Origin of the sequence: Shinella sp. G-2 (genome assembly GCF_050172695.1) — a bacterium.
Classification (GTDB): Bacteria; Pseudomonadota; Alphaproteobacteria; order Rhizobiales; family Rhizobiaceae; genus Shinella.
In genome coordinates, this window is sequence record NZ_JBBEYH010000007.1 from 113,376 (window position 1) to 137,383 (window position 24,008).

18 protein-coding genes are annotated in these 24,008 nt (G+C 63.4%); 13 read left to right on the top strand and 5 right to left on the bottom strand.

Annotated features, from left to right (window positions below; genetic code table 11):
• Nucleotides 1–45 precede the first annotated feature (45 nt).
• The gene (locus V8U06_RS14040) at nucleotides 46–1,326 is read left to right on the top strand and encodes a hypothetical protein (RefSeq protein ID WP_427141184.1); all 1,281 of its coding nucleotides are present in this window, start codon (nucleotides 46–48) and stop codon (nucleotides 1,324–1,326) included.
• A complete protein-coding gene (locus V8U06_RS14045) occupies nucleotides 1,323–1,916 on the top strand; it encodes a putative colanic acid biosynthesis acetyltransferase (protein ID WP_427141185.1) in 594 nt (197 codons plus the stop codon). Before V8U06_RS14040 ends, V8U06_RS14045 begins: the two co-directional genes overlap by 4 nt.
• A gap of 27 nt (nucleotides 1,917–1,943) precedes the next feature.
• Here the strand turns inward: V8U06_RS14045 and V8U06_RS14050 are convergent, their stop codons facing one another.
• The 3 genes from V8U06_RS14050 to V8U06_RS14060 are packed head-to-tail and all read right to left on the bottom strand — an operon-like array spanning nucleotide 1,944 to nucleotide 5,601.
• On the bottom strand, nucleotides 1,944–3,113 hold the full coding sequence (locus V8U06_RS14050; RefSeq protein WP_427141186.1) for a glycosyltransferase: 1,170 nt from the start codon (nucleotides 3,111–3,113) through the stop codon (nucleotides 1,944–1,946).
• A complete protein-coding gene (locus tag V8U06_RS14055) occupies nucleotides 3,110–4,342 on the bottom strand; it encodes a glycosyltransferase family 4 protein (RefSeq protein WP_427141187.1) in 1,233 nt (410 codons plus the stop codon). Before V8U06_RS14055 ends, V8U06_RS14050 begins: the two co-directional genes overlap by 4 nt.
• A complete protein-coding gene (locus tag V8U06_RS14060) occupies nucleotides 4,339–5,601 on the bottom strand; it encodes a glycosyltransferase family 4 protein (RefSeq protein ID WP_427141188.1) in 1,263 nt (420 codons plus the stop codon). Before V8U06_RS14060 ends, V8U06_RS14055 begins: the two co-directional genes overlap by 4 nt.
• A 298-nt stretch (nucleotides 5,602–5,899) precedes the next feature.
• Between V8U06_RS14060 and gmd the strand changes: the two genes are divergently transcribed.
• Together gmd and V8U06_RS14070 are read left to right on the top strand one after the other, a co-directional pair.
• Nucleotides 5,900–6,970, top strand: coding sequence for a GDP-mannose 4,6-dehydratase (gmd, locus tag V8U06_RS14065; protein ID WP_226923005.1), 1,071 nt, complete (start codon nucleotides 5,900–5,902; stop codon nucleotides 6,968–6,970).
• Nucleotides 6,954–7,943 (top strand): GDP-L-fucose synthase family protein, encoded by a 990-nt coding sequence (locus V8U06_RS14070; protein ID WP_427141189.1) that lies wholly within the window; start codon nucleotides 6,954–6,956, stop codon nucleotides 7,941–7,943. The genes gmd and V8U06_RS14070 overlap by 17 nt, the downstream gene beginning before the upstream one ends.
• Here the strand turns inward: V8U06_RS14070 and V8U06_RS14075 are convergent.
• Nucleotides 7,934–12,259, bottom strand: coding sequence for a chemotaxis protein CheB (locus V8U06_RS14075; RefSeq protein WP_427141190.1), 4,326 nt, complete (start codon nucleotides 12,257–12,259; stop codon nucleotides 7,934–7,936). The two genes, V8U06_RS14070 and V8U06_RS14075, sit on opposite strands and share 10 nt — an antisense overlap.
• Nucleotides 12,260–12,564: 305 nt before the next feature.
• On the opposite strand from V8U06_RS14075, the gene V8U06_RS14080 reads away from it, so the two are divergent.
• From V8U06_RS14080 to V8U06_RS14095, 4 genes are all read left to right on the top strand, one after another.
• Nucleotides 12,565–13,314 carry a LuxR C-terminal-related transcriptional regulator gene (locus tag V8U06_RS14080; RefSeq protein ID WP_427141191.1) on the top strand — a complete coding sequence of 250 codons (750 nt, stop codon included), beginning with the start codon at nucleotides 12,565–12,567 and terminating at the stop codon, nucleotides 13,312–13,314.
• 103 nt (nucleotides 13,315–13,417) lie between these two features.
• On the top strand, nucleotides 13,418–14,815 hold the full coding sequence (locus tag V8U06_RS14085; RefSeq protein WP_427141192.1) for a glutamate-1-semialdehyde 2,1-aminomutase: 1,398 nt from the start codon (nucleotides 13,418–13,420) through the stop codon (nucleotides 14,813–14,815).
• 98 nt (nucleotides 14,816–14,913) lie between these two features.
• Nucleotides 14,914–15,984, top strand: a complete 1,071-nt coding sequence (locus tag V8U06_RS14090) for an NAD-dependent epimerase/dehydratase family protein (protein WP_427141193.1) — start codon at nucleotides 14,914–14,916, stop codon at nucleotides 15,982–15,984.
• A gap of 9 nt (nucleotides 15,985–15,993) precedes the next feature.
• Nucleotides 15,994–17,313 (top strand): DUF4910 domain-containing protein, encoded by a 1,320-nt coding sequence (locus V8U06_RS14095; RefSeq protein ID WP_427141194.1) that lies wholly within the window; start codon nucleotides 15,994–15,996, stop codon nucleotides 17,311–17,313.
• Here V8U06_RS14095 and rfbC read toward each other — a convergent pair.
• Nucleotides 17,304–17,849 carry a dTDP-4-dehydrorhamnose 3,5-epimerase gene (gene rfbC, locus V8U06_RS14100; RefSeq protein ID WP_226922998.1) on the bottom strand — a complete coding sequence of 182 codons (546 nt, stop codon included), beginning with the start codon at nucleotides 17,847–17,849 and terminating at the stop codon, nucleotides 17,304–17,306. The genes V8U06_RS14095 and rfbC overlap by 10 nt on opposite strands.
• Nucleotides 17,850–18,140: 291 nt before the next feature.
• Between rfbC and V8U06_RS14105 the strand changes: the two genes are divergently transcribed.
• From V8U06_RS14105 to V8U06_RS14125, 5 genes are all read left to right on the top strand, one after another.
• Complete coding sequence (locus tag V8U06_RS14105; protein WP_427141195.1) at nucleotides 18,141–19,436, top strand: methyltransferase domain-containing protein; 1,296 nt, start codon at nucleotides 18,141–18,143, stop codon at nucleotides 19,434–19,436.
• Nucleotides 19,433–20,245, top strand: a complete 813-nt coding sequence (locus V8U06_RS14110) for a sugar phosphate nucleotidyltransferase (protein ID WP_427141196.1) — start codon at nucleotides 19,433–19,435, stop codon at nucleotides 20,243–20,245. Before V8U06_RS14105 ends, V8U06_RS14110 begins: the two co-directional genes overlap by 4 nt.
• Nucleotides 20,242–20,895, top strand: a complete 654-nt coding sequence (locus V8U06_RS14115) for a PIG-L deacetylase family protein (RefSeq protein WP_226922995.1) — start codon at nucleotides 20,242–20,244, stop codon at nucleotides 20,893–20,895. The genes V8U06_RS14110 and V8U06_RS14115 overlap by 4 nt, the downstream gene beginning before the upstream one ends.
• Nucleotides 20,896–20,962: 67 nt before the next feature.
• The gene (locus tag V8U06_RS14120; RefSeq protein ID WP_226922994.1) at nucleotides 20,963–21,763 is read left to right on the top strand and encodes a response regulator transcription factor; all 801 of its coding nucleotides are present in this window, start codon (nucleotides 20,963–20,965) and stop codon (nucleotides 21,761–21,763) included.
• Nucleotides 21,764–21,790: 27 nt separating this feature from the next.
• Nucleotides 21,791–23,977, top strand: coding sequence for a GumC family protein (locus tag V8U06_RS14125; RefSeq protein ID WP_427141197.1), 2,187 nt, complete (start codon nucleotides 21,791–21,793; stop codon nucleotides 23,975–23,977).
• Nucleotides 23,978–24,008 lie beyond the last annotated feature (31 nt).

Consider the following 24,008-nt stretch of genomic DNA (forward strand, 5'->3'; position numbering starts at 1 on the left):
GTTGACCCTTCGCGATCCGCCCTTCTAGGGCAAGGAGGCTTGTCCGTGAACGTGTTGTTGACCTGCGTCCTGTGCCTGACGGTCGCCTTGCTGCTGCTGTGGGGCATGCTTGCGCCGGGGCGGATCTACCAGCTTCCCTTCCTCGTCGGCGTCATGGCCGTCAGCTTTCTCTTGCCGCAGCTTCCCGGCCTGATGGATGACCCGTTCCTGCCGCCTGGCGCCTATGAACGGATGGTCGCGTTCACGATCCTGTGCCTTGCGGCGACTTGGTTCGGCTGGTCCTCGACGCACAGGCCGGTCGCCTTCCTGCGCCGGAATTTCGGTGAGCGACGATTGCTGATCGTCTCCGCGGTGCTGTCGCTCATCGGCGCCGATTTCTATTTCAAGCTGAGCCGTCTGCCGGGCGACATGGTCGTCGGCGTCCAGATGAGCGGCGTGCCGGTGATCTACCTGTTCGTCGCACGGCTCATGACCTATGGGCTTGCCCTTGGCGTGTTGTGCCTTGCGAGACGAACATCGCTTTTCGCCTTCGCGATCGTCGCCTTCGATCTCGTTTTTTATCTCGACCGCATCGTCGTCACGGGAAAACGGGCGGAAGCCATCGAGCTCGTGGCGATCTTCGCCGTCGCCTTCTGGTTCCATCGGGGATGGCTGGCGCCCCGCACGCTCGCGCTTGCCGGCGTGCTGCTGGGCACGTTCCTGATGAACAGCATGGGCGACTACCGGGCGATCACGCGGGCGAATTCCGGCCCGATCTGGCAGGACATCGGCCAGATCGACGTCGCCGCGAATTTCCGGGCGACCTTGAATGAGGGGGGATTGGAGGTGCGCAATGCGATCCTGCGCATCGATCATGCCGCTGACACGCTCGAATTCGACTATGGCAAGTTCCACTGGAACCGGCTGGTGTTCAACTATGTTCCCTCCCAGCTCGTCGGCGAGACGGTCAAACGGTCCCTGATGCTGAAGACGCCAGCCATGGCGCGCGACTACAATGCGCTGACCGGGACGACGGAGACCGGCATGGCCGACGCGTTCCAGTCCTTCTGGTATTTCGGCGCGCTGAAGTTCTTCCTGGTCAGCTATCTCTTGGCGCGCCTGTGGGCCAGCGCCAAGGAGGGGCAGGCTGCCGGCCAGCTCGTCTATATGCTTTCCGTCGTGCCGGCGATGCACGTCGTGTCGCACCAGACCGACTGGGTGGTCATGGCCTGGGTGCATATGGTGCTCTTCCTCGTGCCGTCGCTGGCGCTGGCGGTCGTTTCCGGGCGGCGCAGTCTTGACGCCCGTGTCGATCCGTTTGCGCAAGGGAGGATCGCGCACTCATGAAGTCCCGTTATGACGATCCCGGTTTTGATTCTGCCGGCCTTGCGGCGCCGCTTCTTGGTGGTCCGACATTCGCACTGCGGTTCCGGCTGATGCGGCTGGCTTGGCTCGTCGCCTGGCGCTGCCTTGCAGCCTGGACGCCTTCGCCCTTCCACCCCTGGCGGAACCTCCTCTTGCGCCTGTTCGGCGCAAAACTCGATCCGACCGCCATCGTGCACGGCAGCACAGTCATCTGGTGGCCGGGCAATCTTGCGATGGGACGCAACGCCTCGATGGGGCCGGGCGTGATCTGTTACAATGTCGCCCCGGTGACGCTCGAGGCGCTGGCCATCGTGTCACAGCGTGCGCATCTGTGCACCGGCACGCATGATATCCATGAGACAGCTTTTCCGCTGATGGCGCGGCCGATCGTGCTGCGTCGCAGGGCCTGGATTGCCGCCGAAGCCTTCGTCGGGCCGGGAACCGAAGCGGGGGAGGGCGCGGTGCTGGGCGCGCGCGGCGTCGCGGTTCGGGCGTTGGAGCCCTGGACGGTTTATGCCGGCAATCCGGCACGGGTTGTCGCCCACCGTCGGCGGGGCGCGCCCGAGATCTGAACGGCTCCGGGCTATATTTCCAGGCGGTCAGACCGTCGCAGGCCGATAGGCTTCGTAGAGACCGGTCGTCAGGCGGGCGATGCGCGGCCAGGTGTAGTTCTCGAATACCAGCCGGCGGCCGTTCGATCCCATGGACTTGGCTGCGAGAGGATGCGAAAGCACGTCGATCACGGCCGTGGCGATGTCCATGGGGTCAAGACTCACGACCGCGCCCGCGTCAGCAGTCGCGACTTCCGGAAAGTGACAGGCATCGGTGATGACGGCGGGCGTGCCGCAGGCAAGGGCTTCGGTAATCGCGATGCTGAACCCTTCCTGGCGGCTGGGCAGGCAGAAGCAGGCGGCCGCCACGAAAGCCTGAAGTTTTGTCTTGCCATAGAGCGGACCGACCATGAAGACCCGTCGCTCAAGGCCGAAGCGGCGCACGAGATCGCGAAAGTCGTCCTCCGCCCCGCCGTCAGGCCCCGCGACGACGAGATCGACGTCAGGGCATTGTCGCGCCACAAGCTGAAAGGCGTTCGCCAGGAGATCCAGCCCTTTCTTGTAGTGCAGCCGCGACAGGAAGAGCACGAAGCGCCGCTCGGCCGGCAGGCCGATCAGCGCCGGAAAATCCGAGGCGGAGGGAAGGGTTTCGAATTCTTCGACAAAGACGCCATTGGGGATGATTTCGGCCGGCGCTCTCAGGCCGAGCGGCCCCATCAGCCTCACCTCGTCGTGATTGAGCGCATGGAGGAAAGCGGCACGGTCGAGCATGCGGCGGCAGCCCAAGGCAAGCGCGAGACGTTTTTTCCAAGGCTTTTGCTCAAGGCTCCAGGTGTCGAGCATTCCGGCGGGGCAGACACAGTAGGGCACGCCGTTACGCACGGCGATCGCGGCCGCACAGGCAAGGATCGGTTCCCATACACCGTGGAGATGCACATGCTGGGCATTGGAGAGAATCCTTGCCAGGAAGGGGCGGGCCTTGAGGCACAAGATGGTCTCGACCACACCCGGCGGCGGCAGGATGTGCCATACGACATGCTGGAAATTGGGGATGGCCGCACCGATCCGGGCGACGCGGGCGAGCGTGCGCTCGTCGGCCTGACTCACCACACGGACATCGTGACCAAGGCTTGCCTGCGCCGCGGCGAGGCGCATCACCACGGCCTGTGGCCCGCCGCTGTCCGGGTCGATCGAGGTGATGACGTGGACGATCTTCATGGGAGGCGTCCATGCAGTCCGGACAGAACGCCGAGAAGGCGGGCGCCGTATTTTTCGACCGTGTAGTCCCTGGCTCGCAGCCGGGCATTCGCTGCCATGGTCATCCGAATGTGTTCGTTCTCCGCCAGGTAACGCACAGCATCGACCATCGCCTGCGGGTCGCGCTCCGGTACGATAAGGCCCTCCACGCCGTCCCGCACGATGCTTCCCGTGCTGTAGGTCGTGATGACGGGAAGTCCAGAGGCGAGCGCCTCGTAGACGGCTGTCGCCGAGCCCTCGCAGAGCGAGGGCAGCAGGAAGACGTCCGCCCAGCGGTATTCTTCGGCAATTGCCGCGCGCGGCACGATGCCCCTCAGCTCTATCGACCGGCTCAGCCGGCGATGGACCGGCGCTGGCAGCCGGTCCGGTCCGGCCATCCGCATGCATGCGACAGGGCCCAGACGTTCGGCAGCTTGCAGCACATAGGGCGAGCCCTTGCGCAGGCCCACTTCGCCGACCGTCAATATGCGCAACGGTCCTGGCGCGCGGAGCGTTGCACCGGAGCGACCTTTCCCATCGACGCCATAGGGCACGACGACGCACCGTTCCGCCGGCCCGCCTTCCGCAACGACGTGATCGCGGACGAACTCGGACGGGCAGACGATGCAGTCCGCGAGCGCCCATTCGGCACGCTCCCGGGCCGCGAAGGCGGAAGCATGGGGGTTGCGCTGCGGCGGCCCGGCCCAATCGGGAAAGCGCTGCATCTCTTCGGCGAGAATGGCCTCCACGACGGGGCGTGGCGCAATCATCTGTTCGACGGCGACCCACAGGCCCTGCCGCCTGGCCGCCCGCATCTGCTCCAGCGCATCGCCGCTATAGGCATAAAGGCCAACGGCGCCGTGGAACCCCTTGGCTGCAACGAGTGTCGAGAACCGGCTGCCGGCCCAGACGGCATGCGAGGCTTCCTCTGCGACACCCTCGATGCGCAGACGCCGAATGGCGGAACGGACGCCGAAGAGCGGAAAGTCCGTGATCAGCTCCGGCGGTACGTCATTTGGAACCCGCCCGACCAGTCGTTGCACGGCGCGCGGCAGCAGGGCGCTGGGCAGTTTGCTGAGGAGCGCGGGCCAGCTCTTCGTGCCGCAGATATCGGTGAAGAAATGGCCGAGCCGACCTTCCTTCGCGAGAATGCGGGCGACTGCATAGTGCATGCGGGCACCGAGATGGCTGACGACGATGGTCCCGGTCATGACGGTCCGTGCTCCAGGATAACGGCGCCCGCGGGAACGGGATCCCGCTCGGCGAGGTCGTCGAGAACGGTGCTCCAGGCGACGAGTGCGCGATCAAAGGCGTAGTCGGCCTCGAACGCGGTCCTTGCAGCCACGCCCATCGCCTTGACCTGCTCTGGATCGGCGGCAAGGTCGGATATCGTTCGAGCAAGGGTCTCCGCCTCGCCGATCCGGACAAGGACGCCGCACCGCTCGGCGGCGACGACGGTCGCGACGCTGCCGTTCGGATCGCCGATGAAAAGCGTGGGTTTCCCGGCGGCGAGGATGCCATAGAACTTGCTCGGGATAATGCAATGTTCCAGGCGGGGCTTGAGGGAGACAATGTGGAGGTCCGGCGCGCCGAGGCTTTCGGCAAGGTACCCTGCAGGTTGCAGCGGCTTGAAGGCAACATTCTTGAGGCCGCGTTCCCGCACAGCACCGATGACGGAATCGAGCCTGTACCCGCCGCCGACCATGAGGAAGCGGATGTCCGGGTGATCTTTCAGCAGGGTCGCCGCCTCGATCAGCGTGGCGAATTCGTGGGCACGCCCGAAATTACCGGAGTAACCGACGACGAACTTGTCCGCGTAGCCCCAGGCGGCGCGCAAAGGGTTTTCCTCCCGCGGGATGGGATAGATCTCGGCGGCATCGGACCAATGGTGCAGCACGCGGATGCGTTCGGCCGGCACGCGCCGGGCGAGCAGATAGTCCGCCATCCGACCGGTGGGGCAGACGGCAAGTCGCGATCGCGCGATCGACCTGTCGCGCAACCATGACACAAGTCGCCCAAGCATCGGCGCCCGGCCAAGGAAGCCAAGCTCGATCGCGGTTTCGGGAAAGAGGTCCATGATCCAGTTGACCATCCGGCCGCCGCGCAGCCGGATCGGCAGCGCGCAGGTAAGCGAGATCAGCGGTGGATCGGTGCACACCACGACGACATCGCCATGCCGTATGTTCCGGGAGAGCCAGGTAAAGGCTGCAAGGTGGAAGGACAGGTAGTCGATGGCCCGGCCAGGCAGGGTACGGCGGCCGAAGCGCGAGGCGGTAAGCCGCACGACATCCACGCCGGAGCAGGTTTCCCGTGCGGCAAAGGGGGCATCATTGCGGTCGTGACGGGCCCGGCTCGCGAGAACCGTCACCGTGCCGCCTTTCCGGGCGAGGCCGAAGGCCAGCGCCGATACCATGCGGCTCGTCGCCGACTGGTCGGGATGGAAATACCGGTTGACGAAGATCGTCCTCATGAATTCGCCCCGCATCGCACGTCCTGGCTTCGATCCTGCCAGCGGACGGGTGGACGGCAAGTTCTCCAAAGGCGCTAGAAGGCGTGGCGCATCCGCTCTGCGCCTACGTCTTCCGCACGAAGGGGCATGGACCTTCGGCGTGCAGGGGTGGGGATACCGTCTCGCTGGTGGCGGCGAGATCTCCCACGTCCCCCGAACGGCCACCTTGCCGGTCGGCCCGTCCCATCGCTAACTCTCGGGCCGACGGGCGACGAACCATCGTGCCCGGCGTTTTCCTCGTGCGAAAGCTGATCCAGCGATGTCTGAGAAAACTGCCTTGATCATCGGCGTGACGGGCCAGGATGGCTCCTATCTGACCGAGCTGCTGCTCGCCAAGGGATACCGGGTGCATGGCCTCAAGCGGCGGTCGTCCTCCTTCAATACCGCCCGTGTCGATCATCTCTATGTCGACCCGCGGTCTGCGAATGTGCGGTTTCACATGCATTTCGGGGACCTGACCGATGGGACGAACCTCTGCCGGGTGATCCAGGAGGTCTGCCCGGACGAAATCTACAATCTTGGCGCCCAGAGCCATGTACAGGTCAGCTTCGAGACGCCGGAATATACCGCCAATACCGATGCGCTCGGCACGTTGCGGCTGCTGGAGGCCATGCGCCTCCTTAAAGTGGGAGAGCGCTGCCGCTTCTATCAGGCCTCGACCTCGGAACTGTTCGGCGGCATCGGCGAGACGCCGCAGCGGGAGGGAACGCCTTTCCATCCGCGCAGCCCCTATGCCGCCGCCAAGCTCTACGCCTACTGGATGACGGTCAATTATCGTGAAGCATACGGTTTCCACGCTTCAAACGGCATCCTCTTCAACCATGAGAGCCCGCGCCGGGGGGAAACCTTCGTCACGCGCAAGATCACGCGGGCGGTCGCCGCGATAGAATGGGGCCTGCAGGACAAGCTCTTCCTCGGCAATCTCGATGCCCGGCGCGACTGGGGACATGCGCGCGACTATGTCGAGGGCATGTGGCGGATCCTGCAGCAGGAGGTGCCGGATGACTATGTGCTTGCCACGGGCGAGGCCCATACCGTGCGGGAGTTCGTCGAGCGCGCCTTCGAGGTCGTCGGCAAGTCCATCGAATGGGACGGCGCCGGCGTCGACGAGATCGGCTATGAGCGCAAGAGCGGCCGCGCACTCATCCAGATCGACCCGCGCTACTTCCGACCCGCCGAGGTGGACATCCTGCTCGGCGACGCGAGCAAGGCGCGGGACAGGCTCGGCTGGCGGCGGACCGTGTCCTTCGAGGCGCTCGTTTCGGAAATGGTGGAATCGGACCTGCGCGTCATCACCAGGGAGGAAGGCCGCAATGATCTCCACGGCTGACAAGGCCCCGGTATCGTATGACCTGCGCGGCAAGCGCGTCTGGGTCGCGGGGCATTCGGGTATGGTCGGCTCGGCGCTCCTGCGTCGGCTGAAACGGGAGCGCTGTGACCTGCAGACGGTCGCGCACGGGCAGGTCGACCTGACGCGCCAGGCCGATACCGAGAACTGGATGCGCAAGGCGCGGCCGGAGGCCATCTTCATCGCTGCCGCACGGGTCGGCGGCATCGGGGCGAATGCACGCTACCCGGCGGAGTTCCTTTCCGAGAACATGCTAATTCTCGTCAATGTCATCAAGACCGCGTCGGATCTCGGTGTCGAGAAGCTGATGTGCCTGGGATCGAGTTGCATCTATCCCAAACATGCCGAGCAACCCATCGGCGAGGATGCCCTGCTGACGGGCAGTCTGGAGCCCACCAACGAAGCCTATGCGCTTGCCAAGATCGCCGGGATAAAGCTTGCCGCCGCCTATGCGGAGCAACACGGTCGTCGCTTTATCTCCGTCATGCCGACGAACCTTTACGGCCAGAACGACAATTTCGACCTCGACCATTCCCATGTCATCCCGGCGCTGATCCGCAAGATGCACGATGCTCGCGTCGCCCATCGCGACAGCGTCGTCGTCTGGGGAACTGGTACGCCGAAGCGGGAATTCCTGCATGTTGACGATCTGGCCGACGCCTGCGTTTTCCTGATGAAGGAATATGAGAGCCCAAAACCGATCAACGTCGGGTCGGGGGAGGAGATCTCCATCGGTGAACTCGCTTTCCTGATCGCCGATATCGTCGATTTTCGCGGCCATATCGTCTTCGACGCCTTCAAGCCTGACGGCACGCCCCGCAAACTCCTCGACAGTTCCCGTTTGCGCGCGCTCGGATGGTCGCACAAGACCGAGCTTCGCGCCGGAATCAGGGACCTGTATCACCGGTGGCGAGACAGCGACCTCAAGCCGATCGCCCAGCAGGACTATCCCTGAACGTTGGCCTCGTCGCTTTCCGCCAGCACCACCAGACGGGCCAACTCCGGCAGGGAAGCGACCTGCATCCGCCGCATGATCGCGGCGCGGTGCACTTCGACCGTGCGCTGACTGACATGCAGATCCTGCGCGATCACCTTGCTGGCCTGGCCGGCAAGCACCCGATCGAGGATTTCCCGCTGGCGTCCCGTAAGGTGCGACAGCCGAGCCCTTGCCTCTCGCTGCCTTGTGTCCTGCATGCCCGTATTGCGGCTGCGCGCCAGGGCCTTGGAAACGCTCGCCAGCAGATCGGATGGCCCGATCGGTTTCTCGATGAAATCGGATGCCCCTGCCTTCATTGCCAGAACGGCCGTCGCGACATCGCCGGCACCCGTGATCATGATGATGGGTAGGTTGACCCCGCGCCCGCGCAGGGTTCGCAATACGTCCAGGCCACCGATACCCGGCAGCTTGACGTCCATGACGAGGCATCCGGGCGAGGCGTCGTCGAAGGCGGCAAGAAAGCTCTCACCATCGCAAAACGCCTGCACGCGGCGCCCGTCGGCCTCGAAAGTCTCCTGCAAGGCTTCGCGTATCGCGCGGTCATCGTCGATGACGAAGATCGCCGGCTCGGCCGACAGTGATGCCTTTGGCTCCTGCCGCTTGCCTTCGATCTCTATTCCGCTGGTGTGCAGCAGGAGCTGGATTGCCTTCAGGAGATCGCCGAGGCTCACGGGCTTGGGCATGTGCAGGCAATCTTCGGCAGATAGAATGCGCAACGTTTCCGCCGTGATGTCTCCCGTCAGGATGATCGCGGGGATGTTTCGGCCAAGGATTGCGCGAAGCTCCCTGGCGACATCGATGCCTTTGATCTCGTTTGGAAGATTGTAATCGGCGAGGATGAGTGTGGGAATCACCGTGCCGCTGGAGACAAGATCAATCGCGGTCGCGCCGTTGTCAGCGGAATAGACCAGATGCTGTTCGTCACGCAACGCGATCTCGATCAGGTTGCGGACCTTCTGGTCGTCTTCCACGACGAGGACGTTGCCGCGCAGAGGCGGCGCCTCAAGGTTTTTCTCGACTTGCGTCCGATCCTGCTGCGGATCCTCCTTGCCGAGCGCGACATGGACGGAGAAGACGGAGCCCTTGCCCGGAACGGAGCGGACCTGGATCTGGTGGCCGAGCAATGCGCTGAGGCGCTTGACGATGGAAAGACCCAGGCCAAGGCCGAGTTCGGCCTCGGTGCCGTCGCTGTCCGCCTGATGGTATTCGTCGAAGATGACCTGGAGTTCGTGGGCCGCGATGCCGATGCCGCTGTCCCATACCTCGATGGTAAGCGCGTCCTTGTGTCGTCGGCAGCCCAGCAGGATCTTTCCTTCCCGCGTGTATTTGAGCGCATTCGCCAGGAGATTGCGAAGCATCTGTTCCAGAAGGCGAGGGTCGGTGCGCACCAGCTGGTTCGACGGCACGAAGCGCAGGGAAAGGCCTTTTTCCATGGCGTTGTAGCCAAACTCGTCATGCAGGCGCTGCAACACGTCGTTGACCTTGCAGGTGACGATGCGTGGATAAACCGTACCTGCCTCTATCTGGTTGATGTCGAGGAGTGCGTTGAGCATCCCGGACATCGATCCCAGCGTGTCGCGGAAGCTCTTGACCAGCTTCTCGGCCTTTTCGTTTTCCACGGATTTCTCCAAAAGGCCTTGGAGCAGGACGAGCGACTGCAGGGGTTGGCGTAGATCGTGGCTTGCCGCGGCGAGGAAGCGGGACTTTGCCGCATTGGCGCGCTCGGCGGCCCGTTTCGCCCGGTTGAGCGCTTCATGGGCCCGGTGCTGGGTGGTCACGTCAGCAAAAGTGATGACGACGCCCTCTGTGCCGCCTTCCTGGGTTCGATACGGCATGACACGGCGCATGTACCAGGTGCCGTTCGCGTTTCTGACTTCCCGCTCTCTGGTGCTACTGCCTTTCAGAATGGCGGCGGCGTCGCCGAGCAGGGTCGGATCGGGCACGCGCGCATTGAGGTCCGCCAGTGGCCTGCCGATGTCGCCCATGATGACGTTGAAGATCGAGCGGGTCGCCGGTGTGAAGTAGCGGATGTTCAAGCCGGGATCGAGGAAGATCGTTGCGACGTCGGTGCTGTACAGCACATTCTCAAGGTCATTTGCCGTCGCGCGCTGGCGTTCCAGCGCCTCCTGAAGCTGGGCGTTGAGCGCGGTCAGTTCCTCGTTCAACGACTGGAGTTCCTCCTTGGAGGTCAGCAACTCCTCGTTGGCGGACTGATACTCCTCGTTGAGGGAAAGGGTTTCCGCATTGATCGCCTTTTGCTCTTCCGCCGCATTCTCCAGATCCCGGATCGCGGCCTGGAGCTCCGTGCGGGTGGCTGCAAGCTCGCTTTCCAGCCTGCCGGACCGGTCGTTTTGGGCAGGCTCCACAAGATCGCCGGCCAGGGAAGGCTGCGCGACGTCGAGGAAGCTGACAAGAAACAGGTCCTCCCCGTCGGTGGTGACCGGCTGCACTGCGATTTCGTAACGCGACAGAGTATCGGCCGCATCGTGATACAGGCCGGTCGCCATGGTGCGGACCTTTTCCTGCTGGGCGCGATGGAGCGCCGAGCGGAGCTTGGTGTGCACGCTGCGCGGCGTCATCGTGAAGAGGTCCTGGGTCGGATAGCCGGGCGCAATGCGCAGATAGCGCTGCACGGGCCCCAGAGAGTAGAGGTATTCGTATTTTCGGTTGATCAGCACCGTGGCCGGGGCGTAGCTGTCGAGGATCGTGCGGCGGCAGAGTTCGGCGAGGACGGCCTGCCGTCCCGGCATCTGTCCGTGCTGTATTGGCACCCGGACATTGTCCGATGCGTTGACGGCAAAACCATAACGGCCCCGTTGGCCCTTGCGGCGGAAAATCCTCGCGGATTTGTCGATCACGTCGAAGCGGCTGGTTCCCGCCCCCACGGTTTCCGTGTTGCCAAGCAGCAGGATGCCATTGTCGTTGAGGGCGAAATGGCAAAGTCCGATGACCTTCGCCTGTGCCTCCGGTCCGAGATAGATCAGGAGATTGCGGCAGGAGATGAGGTCGATGTTGGAGAAAGGCGGATCGCTGAGGACGTTCTGGACCGCGAAGATGATCGAGGAGCGAAGCTCCGAGTTAACCCGGTAGCCTTGCTCCTCCTGGGTAAAGAAGCGTTGCAGCCGTTCGGGCGATACATCCGCCTTGATCGCCAGCGGATAGAAACCCTCGCGCGCGAACGCGACCGCAGCCTCGTCCGCATCGGACGCGAAAATCTGCATCCGGATGTCGTGCCTGGCATGCGAAATACATTCCTGCACGATCATGCCCAGAGAATAGGCTTCCTCGCCGGTGCTGCATCCAGCAATCCATAGGCGAAGCGTGCGCCCGGACGGATGAGCCGCGATGAGCTCGGGTACGATCTTCGTGCGCAGCCGCTCGAAAATCTCGGGGTCACGGAAAAAGCTTGTGACGTTGATCAGGATATCAGCCGCAAGCTGGGATAGTTCCGACGCATTTTCCTCCAGGAGGCGAAGGTACCGCGCCGTGTCGGTGGAAGCTATTCCGGCCATGGCCATGCGCCGTTCCAGCCTGCGATAGAGCGTTCCCTGCTTGTAGAGGGCGAAATCCTTGCCGGCCGTCTCGCGAAGCATGGTGAGGATCCGGTCTACGACGGCCTGTTTTGAAGGCGGCCGGACGCTGTCGGGGACGGTTGGGGGCGACGGGCTTTGCAGGGCCTGTGCGATAGCAGCGAGCGGCATGACGTGTTCGGCCATTCCTGAATCGATCGCGCTCTTCGGCATGCCGTCATAGTCCGCCTCTTCCGGGTCCTGGACATAGACCCGGCCGCCGGCTTCGCGGATGAAGCGGATGCCGATGCTTCCGTCTGTCCCGGTGCCGGACAGGACGACCGCTGTTGCACGCGCGCCATACGCCGCAGCCAGGGAATTCAACAGGAAATCATAGGGCATGCGAATGCCACGACGAACGGGCGGCGTTGTGAGGCGTATCGTGTCGGCTTCCACGGCGATATAGCAGCCGGGCGGGATAATGAAGAGGTGATCGGGCTCCAGCTTCCGGCCGTCCGCAGCCTGAACGACCTTCATGCTGGTGTGGCTGGAAAGGAGTTCGACCAGAAGGCTCTCATGAATGGGATCGAGATGCTGGACGAGGATGAAGGTATTACCACCCCCCGATGGCATGGCTTCAAGAAGAGCTCGGCAGGCATCAAGCCCGCCGGCCGACGCGCCGATCGCGATAACGCCTGCGACCGGCCCGCCGGAGGTGTCGTTTAGCCCCGACGAAACGCGCGAAAAGGGATGGCTCGAACTCATGGATGCAATCTCAGGGATTCTGCACACATTTTGAGCGTTCAACATGCGTGTGTCGGTTCGTACACAGTATAAACAGCCCAAGCCGAATTGCATACCCTGGGCTGTACGTATTTTCCGAATCTGTTCGCGGGCATCTTTTTTGATATAGATTTAAGATTGCAAAAAGTATCGCTTGGAGACGTCAATATTGTTTCCACCGTAACTACGCTTCTCGCTGCGCGAGAAAGTATTTTTATGCGACTTAAACTTGTTTTTGCGGAAATAAGCTCTCTCCCTCTGATTTATCAATTCTAAGGATTCCTGTTGTGGTCGAGGTCGGAGGAATAAACGGGTTGGGTCATCGGGCGGCCTTGAACGGGACGCTGCGGTTGGCGGCTTTCAAGTCCGTCGCTCCGGTAAGGAGCGCGTTGGAAAGCATGCGCGTCCTCGACATGATCGACGAACGGACGCTTGACCGCGAATGTCTTTCTCAGAGTCTTGTGTCGCACGGTCTCGACATGACCATCGTGCTCTTCAACTCCATTGAAGCCTGGATGTCGAAGCATACCGAGGCATCGACCGGTGTGTTGCTCAATGTCGGTAGCCGTGATTGTACCGAGCCGCGTATCGAGAGCAACATCCGCATGCTCGTTTCGCGGTTCCCGGATCTGCCGGTCATCATCCTTTCCGACAACCATGACCTGCGGCAGGTGCTGACGGTGCTGGATCTTGGTGTCAGGGGGTTCATCCCCTCGGCGGTCGGCATCTCCGTCTGCGTGAAGGCGATCTCGCTTGCGCTTTCAGGCGGCGTCTTCATCTCCACCGAGAGCCTGCCGGAACTGCGCAGGCTGATGTCGGCTGCCGATCAGCAGGAGCGCAAGCGGGCCGAGATCTTCACTTGCCGGGAGGAGGACGTCATTGCGATGCTCAAACTCGGCAAGGCCAACAAGATCATCGCTTATGAGCTCGAACTGCGCGAAAGTACGGTCAAGGTCCACATCCGTAACATCATGAAGAAGTTGAAGGTCCGCAATCGGACGGAAGTGATCTTCAAGCTCAACGAGCTCTACAACTGATCCCTACGCCTATCGGCCATGTTCCCTCCACCAAAAGCGCGGATGCGCGCGCCGTGGATGGGGCGATAGTGCCCGGAAGGGCTGGAAGGCCCGGGAGGGCAAGATGGACGCATTCATTCAGGACTTCGAGAAATCCGACCGGCTTCGCCGGCGCGCGCACCGCATCATCCCTGGCGGGGCGCACACCTATGCCAAGGGCGACGACCAATATCCGGTCCTGTCGCCGGGTTTCATCGTCAACGGTTACGGTTGCCATGTGTGGGACGCCGACGGCAACGCCTATATCGAATACGGCATGGGCAACCGCGCGGTCGGCCTCGGGCACGCCTATCGCCATGTCGTGGATGCCGTCGCGCGGCAACTGGAACTCGGCTGCAACTTCACGCGGCCCGCACGCATCGAGATCGACTGCGCCGCGACCTTCCTTCAGATGGTCCCGGGCGCGGACATGGTCAAGTTCTGCAAGGACGGCTCGGACGCGACGTCGGCGGCGATCCGTCTTGCGCGGGCGGCGACGGGCAGGGACCTCGTCGCGCGATGCCTTGACCATCCGTTCTTTTCGACCGACGACTGGTTCATCGGCACGACCGAGATGAATGCGGGCATTCCTGCGGCCGTCCGGGACCTGACGCTCGGCTTCCGCTACAACGACCTCGATGATGCGCGCGATCTGTTCGCTCGCCATCCGGGCAGGATTGCCGCCCTCATTCTCGAAGCCTCGCGCGGCGACGAGCCGGCGGAGGGCTATCTGCACGACCTGCAGGCGCTTTGCCAACGCAACGGCGCGCTGTTCATTCTCGACGAGATGATCACCGGCTTCCGCTGGGCGCGCGGCGGCGCGCAGGACTATTATCGGCTGCAGCCGGATCTCTCCTGCTTCGGCAAGGCGCTTGGCAACGGTTTCGCCATCTCGGCGCTCGCCGGCAAACGCGAATTCATGGCGCTTGGCGGTATCGAGCAGACCGAGAGGCCTCGCGTCTTCCTGCTGTCGACGACCCATGGCGCCGAAACCCATGCCATGGCGGCGGCGATCGCCACCATGCATGTCTACGCGCAGGAGCCGGTCATTCCTCATCTGCGCAGCCAGGGACTGCGGCTCAAGGCCGGCATCGAGCAGGCGATTGTCCGCCACGGCTTGCAGCGCTTCGTCGGCGTGACGGGTCACCCCGCCTGCCTGTCCTATTTCACGAAGGGCAGGGATGGTACGTCCTCGCAGGCATTCCGAACGCTCCTGCTGCAGGAAACCATCCGCCGCGGCGTGCTCGCGCCATCGCTCGTGGTGAGTTACACGCATGGCAACGACGAGATCGACCAGACCGTGGAAGCCTTCGACGGCGCGCTCGGCGTCTATCGCCTCGCCCTCGACCACGGTATCGAGAACTATCTGGTCGGCCGCCCCTCGGACGTCGTGTTCCGCCGCTATAACACCGAGGCCAAGCCCTGCGCCGGAACGCCAGACCGCCTGAGCCTGTCCGAAAGCGGTAGGGCGGGCGGCCGATAACGCCTTTCGGGTGCGCGCCGCCGTCTTTGTCGTCAATCGTGGTCCGCGGCGCGCCGCCGTAGCATCTTCCTTCAGCAACGAGGCCGGGAGATGCGGACATGAAGGTGCTTGTAACGGGACACCAGGGCTATATCGGTGCAGTGATGGTTCCGATCCTGCTGCGGGCGGGCCATGAGGTCCATGGCTACGACAGCAGGCTCTACCGGCGCTGCGGCTACGCGCCCGGCGGGACCATGACGGAGGTTCCATCCACGCTCAAGGACGTCAGGGATATAACGCCCGAGGACCTCGAGGGATTCGATGCCGTCATCCATCTTGCGGCGTTGTCGAACGATCCGCTGAGCAATCTCGATCCCGATGTCACCTACGACATCAACCACAAGGGCAGCGTGCGCGTCGCGCGGGCAGCCAAGCAGGCCGGTGTCGCCCGCTTCCTCTTCGCCTCCTCTTGCAGCAACTACGGCCTTGCCGGCGAAGACCTCGTTGCCGAGGACGCGCCGCTCAATCCGGTTTCGGCCTATGGCCGCTCCAAGGTGATGGCGGAAACGGACATCGCGGGGCTGGCTGACGCCGGCTTCTGCCCGGTGTTCCTGCGGCCGGCGACGGCCTATGGCCTGTCGCCCATGCTGCGCTTCGATATCGTGCTCAACAATCTCGTCGCCTGGGCCGTGACGCGCGGCGTCATCCTGCTGAAATCGGACGGCACGCCCTGGCGGCCGATCGTCCATGTCGAGGACATCTCCGGCGCCTTTCTCGCAGCGCTCGAAGCACCGACGGAAGCGGTCTTCGCCGAAGCGTTCAATGTCGGCCGGACGGAGCACAACTACCAGGTCCGCGACATAGCCGACGTGGTGGCCCGGACCGTGCCAGACTGCCGGCTGGAATATGCCAGCGAGGCGGGGCCGGATGCGCGCTCCTACCGCGTCGATTTCGGCAAGATCGCGCGAACCCTGCCGGCCTTCCGTCCGCAGTGGGACGTGGTGGCCGGGGCCAGGCAGCTTCACGACGCCTATCATGGCGCAGGCCTCACGCTCCAGGAATTTGAAGGGCCCCGTTATCAACGCATCGGCCATATCCGCGCGCTTCTCGCCAGCAACACGCTCGACCGGAACCTCAGGTGGCGGCCGGCGGTGAAGGCCCTGGCAGACACGCTGGCGGCGCACGCGTGAGGGATGGCGATGAACGAGGCGGCACGGCTCCAGCCATCGGCGGACGGTACGGCTGATATCGGCGGTGAACTCCACGCGCTCGTCTCCCGGCTCTTTCCGATTTGCCGCAGCATCACGGGCGAGGGCGTGCGCCGCACCCTCGCGATCCTGTCGGAGCATGTCGATATCACGGTCCGCGAGGTGCCCTCAGGCGCCCAGGTTTTCGACTGGACCGTGCCGCAGGAGTGGACCGTGCGTGGCGCCTATGTCCGCGCGGCGAGCGGCAAGGTCGTGGTCGATCTCGCTGCATCCAACCTGCATCTCGTCGGTTATAGCGAACCCGTCGCGCGCCGCATGCCGCTATGCGAGCTTCGCACGCATATCCATACGTTGCCGGACCAACCCGACCTCATTCCCTACCGGACCAGCTACTACAGCCGGAACTGGGGGTTCTGCATGGCGCATCGCGATTATCTCGCGCTGGAGGACGGCGAATACGACGTCTTCATCGACACCACGCTTGCCGATGGGGCGCTGACCTATGGCGAGGTCTTCCTGCCGGGCGAAACCGGGCGCGAGGTGTTGCTGACCGCCCATATCTGCCACCCCTCGCTTGCCAACGACAATTGCTCCGGCCTTGCGGTGCTCGCGCGCGTCGCCAGGACCCTTGCGGCGCGCCGCATCCGGTTCGGCTACCGCTTCCTCTTCGCGCCGGGCACGATCGGCGCTCTCTGCTGGCTTGCCGGGAACGAGGCGGGGCTTTCCCGTATCGATCACGGCCTCGTCGTCTCCTGCATCGGCGACGGCGGCGGTCCGGTCTACAAGCGCAGCCGCCGCGGCGATGCGACGATCGACCGGGCCATGGAAGCCGTGCGCTGTGACGGCCGGGAGGTGACGATGCGTGACTTCAGTCCTTTCGGTTATGACGAGCGGCAGTTCTGCTCGCCGGGTTTCAACCTGCCGGTCGGCCTTCTCCAGCGCAGCGCCTTTGGAACCTTTCCCGAATATCATACCTCGGCGGATGATCTGGATTTCGTACGGCCGGAGCACCTTGCCTCCTCCTTTCGCATGATCATGGATGTCGTCGACATCCTCGAAACCGACCGCATACCCCTCAACCTCTCGCCGAAGGGAGAGCCGCAACTCGGGCGACGGGGGCTTTATTCGGCGACGGGCGGTCACACGGCGACCTCGGATATCACCATGGCCTACCTCTGGGTGTTGAACCTTGCCGACGGCAGCCATTGCCTGCTCGACATTGCCCGCCGCTCCGGATTGCCGTTCTCGGCGATTGCCGCCGCCGCCACACGGCTCGAGGCGTGCGGACTGCTCGGCAAGTCTCAGGCATGAAATTCGCATTCCGCAAGAAGCGGCCAGTTCCGGTCCTTTTCCGACATTACGGCCGGCTTTGCCGGCCAGTCTATCGCAAGAGCGGGATCGTCGTAGCGCACGCCGGCAGCCGCGTCAGGATCGTAGCGCGCCGAGATGAGATAGCCGACGACGGCATCCTCGGTCAGCGACAGGAAACCATGCGCGAAGCCTTCCGGAATATAGAGCTGGCGCATGTTTTCGGCGCTGAGTTCCGCCGCCGTCCAGTGGCAGTAGCCGCGCGATTGCGGGCGCAGATCGACGGCCACGTCCCAGATCGCACCCTTCAGGCAGGATACCAGCTTCACCTCCCGGTGCGGTACGCGTTGGAAATGCAGGCCGCGAAGCGTGTGCTTCTGCGTCGAACGAGAGAGGCTGTGCTGGACGAAACGGTTCTCAAGCGCCAGTGCTTCCATTTCGTCGATGCAGAAGGTCCTGGCGAATGAGCCTCGCGCATCGACGATCGGCAACGCCTCGATAAGCCACACGCCGTCGAGATCGGTTCTGGTGAACAGCATTGGTTTCTCCTCTGCCCGTGTTCCACGATCCTGACGGATACAAGCCGTCTGCCAAGTACGGTTTCCGGCGTATTGCAAAGGCCGCGGCGTCAAGGTGGTTAACATCCGCTTATGCATGTTTCACAAGGCTACGCCTTTCGGATAGGGACGGTGTTCGCAAGGTAGTATGGCAGCCTTCGTATTCCCTGCTTAATCTGGCAACCACGTCGAGAAACGGTCCCCTTGCGGATAGGCTATCTTCGATCGCCTCCTCCTTCGGTCCGGACCGGGTATCTCCTTGGAGGCGTTGCCATGAGTTTTCAGGCCAGCCATTCGCTCTCGCAATCCCACAGCCCATCGCTGAGACCCGCGTGCCGGCTGTGCGGAAGAGCCTTGAAACATACCGTCGTCGATCTCGGCATGTCGCCGCCGTGCGAAAGCTTCCGCCAGGAAAGCGAACTCGGCCTTATGGAGGCGTATTATCCGCTGCATGTGCGCGTGTGCGAAGAATGCATGCTGGTGCAACTGGAGGAACATGTCAGCCGGGAGAGCATCTTCGAGGAGTACGCGTACTTCTCCTCCTATTCCACGAGTTGGGTGGCGCATGCGGAGCGCTATTGCGAACGGATGATCGATCGCTTTTCCCTCAATGCGCGCAGCTTCGTTGTCGAGATCGCCAGCAACGACGGCTATCTCCTGCAGCATTTGGTTGCGCGGGGTATACCCGTGCTCGGTATCGAACCGGCGGTCAATGTCGCCGAGGTGGCAATCGCCCGCAACATACCGACGAAGACCGCTTTCTTCGGCAAGCGTCTTGCCGGCGACATGGTGGCCGCCGGCCAGAAGGCCGACCTGATCGTCGCCAACAACGTGCTGGCCCAGGTGCCCGACATCAACGACTTCCTGAGCGGCATGAAGCGCATCCTCAAGCCCGAGGGTGTCGTGACGCTGGAGTTCCCCCATGTCGCGACGCTGATCGCGCAGAACCAGTTCGACACGATCTATCACGAGCATTTCTCGTACTTCTCCCTGTTCACGGTGCAAGTCGCCGCCCGGCTGCATGGCCTCGAAATTTTCGACGTCGAGGAGCTGCCGACCCATGGGGGATCGCTGCGCGTCTATCTCGGTCATGCGGGGCGCTCGGGGGTGATCAGCTCGAATGTCGGCACTCTCCTGGAGCGGGAGCGCCGGTCCGGGCTGCATGGCGTGGAGGCCTACACGTCCTTCTCCACGCGCGCGCGGCAGGCAAAGCGCAACCTGCTCTATTTCCTCATCAGCGTGAAGGAGCGGGGGGCGAGCATCTGCGGCTACGGCGCGCCCGGCAAGGGCAACACGCTCCTGAACTATTGCGGGATCGGCACGGATTTCCTCGACTTTACCGTGGACCGCAATCCCTACAAGCACGGCCGCTTCACGCCGGGCATGCATATTCCCATCCTGCCCGTCGAGGCGATCGATCTCCACCGACCGGATTACATCCTGATCCTGCCCTGGAACCTGAAAGCCGAGATCGTGGCCCAGATGCGCCATGTCGGTAGCTGGGGCGCGAAATTCATCGTCCCCATTCCCGAGGTCGCCGTCGTCGATCCCCTGGAGGACCTGTCATGAAGGTCGTGCTTTTCTGCGGCGGGCGTGGAACACGCATCCGCGAATATTCGGAAGCCGTGCCCAAGCCCATGATCCCGCTCGGTGCGCAGCCGATCCTGCGCCATGTCATGCAGTACTACGCCTCCTACGGCCACGACGACTTCACGCTTTGCCTCGGTTACAAGGCGAACGTCATCAAGGACTTCTTCCTCAACTGCCGGCCGCAGACCTTCTCGGATTGCATCGTGTCCGGGGAGGGGCGGGTCGAACTGCTCGGCGAGGCACAGGAGCACTGGCGTATCGCGCTGATCGATACCGGCATCTGGCGCAATATCGGAGAACGCCTCTGGGCGGTGCGCGAACAGGTCAGGGGCGAGCGCATCTTCCTGGCCAATTACAGCGACGGCCTGACCGACGTCGATCTCGACGACATGGTCGCCCGCTTCGAGGCCAGCGGCAAGATCGCCTGCTTCCTCGCGGTGCGCCCCCCGCTCACCTACCACCTTGCCGATATCGACGAGGCGGGCCGGGTGCGTGAATTCCGCTCGTCGGACACGTCCGATATCTGGATCAACGGCGGATACTTCCTGATGCGCGGCGAGATATTCGACTACATGCGCGAGGGCGAGGAACTGGTTCTCGAGCCCTTCGAGCGGCTGATCAAGGACGACATGCTGATGGCCTACAAGCATGAGGGCTTCTGGCGCTCCATGGACACGTTGCGCGACTGGCAGATGCTGGAGGAAATGGTCGAGCGCGGCGAGATGCCATGGGTCCACCAGATGGAGGGGGAGCGCATATCCAGGCTGCGCAGGGTCGACAGGTCATGAAAACGCTGCCCTTTGCTTCCGCCGGACACCGGTTGCGGATTCTCTGCCTCGGCGCCCATGCCGACGATATCGAGATCGGCGCGGGCGGCACGATCCTCGGCCTGATCGGGGGCGGCGTAAAGCTGGAGGCCTATTGGTGCGTCATGAGCGCGACCGCGGAGCGGGCGGCCGAGACGCGCCGGTCCGCCGCCGACTTCCTCGCCGGCGCGGCGTCCGCCACGGTCGAGGTCTGCGGCTTCGAGGACAGCTATTTTCCGAGCCAGAGTCGCGAGATCAAGGCCTTCCTGCTGGCCTTGCGTGACCGGGTGGAACCCGATGTCATCTTCACCCACAGCCGTTACGACGCCCACCAGGATCATCGGGAACTGAACGCCCTGACGACGAACGTTTTTCGCGACCATTTCGTGCTAGAATACGAAATCCCAAAATGGGATGGAGACATCACGGAACGCAATGCCTACGTGCCCCTGCCGCCCGGCGTCATCGACCGCAAGATCGACCTGCTCATGGAGCACTTCGCGACGCAACGGTCCAAGGACTGGTTCCACGCGGATGTCTTTCGGGGAATAGCCCGCATGCGCGGCATGGAATGCCGCTCGCCCTCGCTTTTCGCGGAGGCTTTCACGGTGCGCAAGATGGCCCTCGCGTAGGGCGGACAGCCGAGATCGAACAGAGGCCAGACTCGTAATTCTGACCGGGAAACTAATGAGGGGTACCATGGCAAGAGACGACGAAGCGGATTCCGACAAAGAGGCGATCAATATCATGCGGACGCGGAGTTCAGCCGGCAGAGACAGCCGCGCCGATTCCAGGGAATATGTCGACCGACAATCCCAGCAATATGCCGCAAGCGACTATGTCGCGATCTTCGACAAGCGCAACCTCGATCGGGAATGTCTTGCCAACAGTCTGGATTCACATCGGATCGGCATCAGCGTGTTTACCTTTTCCGGGCTTGCCGCGTGGCAACAAAGCAAGGCAAGCCTCGGCACGCTTCGCGCCAGTCTCGTCAACATTGGCAGCAGAAACGTCTCCGATCCGGACCTGCGGGACGAGATCACGCAACTCCTGACGACGCTGGAGCCAGTGCCGGTGGTGGTGCTTTCCGACAACCAGACGCTCGATCACGTGCTCGACGTCATCGATCTCGGCGTACACGGGTTTATTCCGAGCTCCGTCGATATCGACGTCTGCATCGAAGCGATCGGGCTTGCCATCGCCGGCGGGCAATTCGTTCCGGCCAGCAGCGTGCTTGCGATGCGCGGGCTTCTCGGCAGCTATCCGCAGAAAGTCCGTGGCTGGTCTGCCTTCACGGTGCGCCAGGCGGCCGTCGCCGAGGCGCTGCGCCGCGGCAAGGCGAACAAGATCATCGCCCGGGAGCTCAATCTCTGCGAAAGCACGGTGAAGGTACACATTCGCAACATCATGAAGAAGCTCGGCGCGACCAATCGCACGGAAGTCGCCTGCAAGGTCGGTGAGATCCTGTCGGACGAGACCTATCAAAGCAGCCAGGCGTAAAGCCGGCCCCATTACAGGAATTCAGTCATGATCTGGTCAGACAGACCGGCCGGACCGGAGGAGTTCGTCCTTCCCCGGCCCCTTGCCGTCATCGTGGAACGCCGGTGGCCGATCCTCGCCTGCCTTGCCGCGGGTGTTGCGATCGCGGCGGTCGGTTATCTCGACCAGCCGTCGCGCTACGGCGCCGAGGCGGTGCTGGCGCTGGACATGCGCAAGTTCCAGGCGCTGCCCACGGAATCCGTCGTTTCGCCGCTGCCGCAGGAAAGCCCGGTGCTGCGCACGGAGGTCGATATCATCAGTTCCCGTTCGATGGCCGAACGGGTTCTGACCCAATTGCAGGCGGCTGGAATCGATGCCGCCAAGGGCTTCGGCCTGACGGCGGAGAATGCGGTCGGCCATGCGGGATCCTCCGCCCGGGCGAACCGTGTCAGCGTCGACCGCCGCGTCCTTCTCGACAGCCTCATTTCCGGTGTCCGCGTCACCAATGACGGCCGTTCCTATACGATCTATGTGGCGTTCAGCGGCATGGAGCCGGAATTCACGGCTGCGGTCGCCAATGCCTATGCCGAGGCCTATATCAACTATCAGGTCGATGTGCAGACGTCCGCGACGCGGCGTGTCAGCGACTGGCTGGGAACGCGCCTCGTAAGCCTGCGCAGCGAACTCGAACGCTCGGAACATGCGGCGACCTCGTTCCGGGAGAAATCCGGAATCGCCAAGTCGAACGGCACGACCTTGCTGTCCCAGCAGATCGCCGGACTAAATGCTGAACTCGCGCGACTGCGGGCCCAGCTTGCGGGATTGGTCGCGCGCCTTGCGACGGCGGTCGACGTATCGGATGGGCAGAGCGGCCTTGCCATTCCCGAAGTCCTGAACTCGCCGGCGATCCAGCAATTGCGCACCGAGGAAGCCCGTCTCAAGCGGCTGCTTGCCGCGATCAGCGAAAGCGGCGCGGTCAAGAATCCGCAAATTCCGGACCTGACCTCGCAATTGGGGACGATTCAGACGCAGATCGGCGCCGAGGTGGAGCAGATCGTCGACAGTCTGCGCACAGAGATCGAGGTCGCGCGCCGCCAGCAGACCGGCCTTGAGGCGAGCTTGAAGCAGTTACAGGCGGAGATGTCGAACGCGAACGAAGCGATCGTGCAGGCCGACCAGCTCGACCGCGAGGCCAGCGCCAACCGGGCGATCTACGAGAGCTACCTCACGCGCTACAAGCAGACGATCGAACAGGACGGCATCGCGATGGCGGAAGCGCGCATCATTTCGCGCGCGGTGCCGTCCGGATCGCCATCGAGCCCGAATGCAGCCGCCTGGCTCATCGGCGGGCTGGTGTTCGGCCTCGCCGGCGGTGCGCTCGCAACCCTCCTTCTCGAACTGCGCGCCGGCTTCCTGCGCCGTCCCGATCCGCGGGAAATCAGCGCCGGCATTCCGGTCATCGGCCGCATCCCGGAGCTTTCTGCACCGCAGCGTGCCGGTGTCGCCGATCTCATCCGTCACTCCCGCGAGCCTTTCGCCCATGCCATTGCCGACATGCAGGGCCGTCTGCGCCTCTCCGCGCGGCCCGGCAACGTTCTGGTCATCGCGGTGACATCGGCTGCTGCGAGCGAGGGCAAGACACTTGTGTCGTCCTGCCTTGCCCGCTCGCTTGCAGCGACGGGCCTCCGCACGCTGCTGCTGGACGCGAACCCGGCCTCGCCCGGCATTGCCGGGGAATTCGGTGCCCAGCCCCTGCGCACGATGGAGTGCGTTTGCACCCGAGAAAACGTCGAGTTCCGCGAGCTTGTCCGCCATGACGGTCCCTCCGGCATCGACCTGATCTGTGCGGGGATGGCGAAGGTTCCCGCCGAACATATTCTCGGCCACGACGGCTTTGCACGGCTCCTGTCTGCGCTGAGGGGCGCCTATGACGTCGTGATCGTCGATTCGACGGCGATATCGAACGGTTCCGGCGCATTGCTGGTTTCCGCGCTGGTCGACCGGACGATCCTTGTCGTTCCCGAGGGGGCCGAGCGTGAGGATACCACCCGCGCCATCCGCAGGTTCGGCAGGGCCCGCATCGCGATCGACGGCCTGGTCGTCAACTGTGCGCCCCGCAGCATTCTGGAGGGGCGCAACGTCGCTTCCCTCGCCGCCGACCATCCCGGTTCGTCTCTGGAGACAAGAAAACGCGTGGAAATGTCCACCGATCTACCTACTTTCGTCGGGTTGTGAGGTCTGAGATACCATGGCACGCCACCAAGCC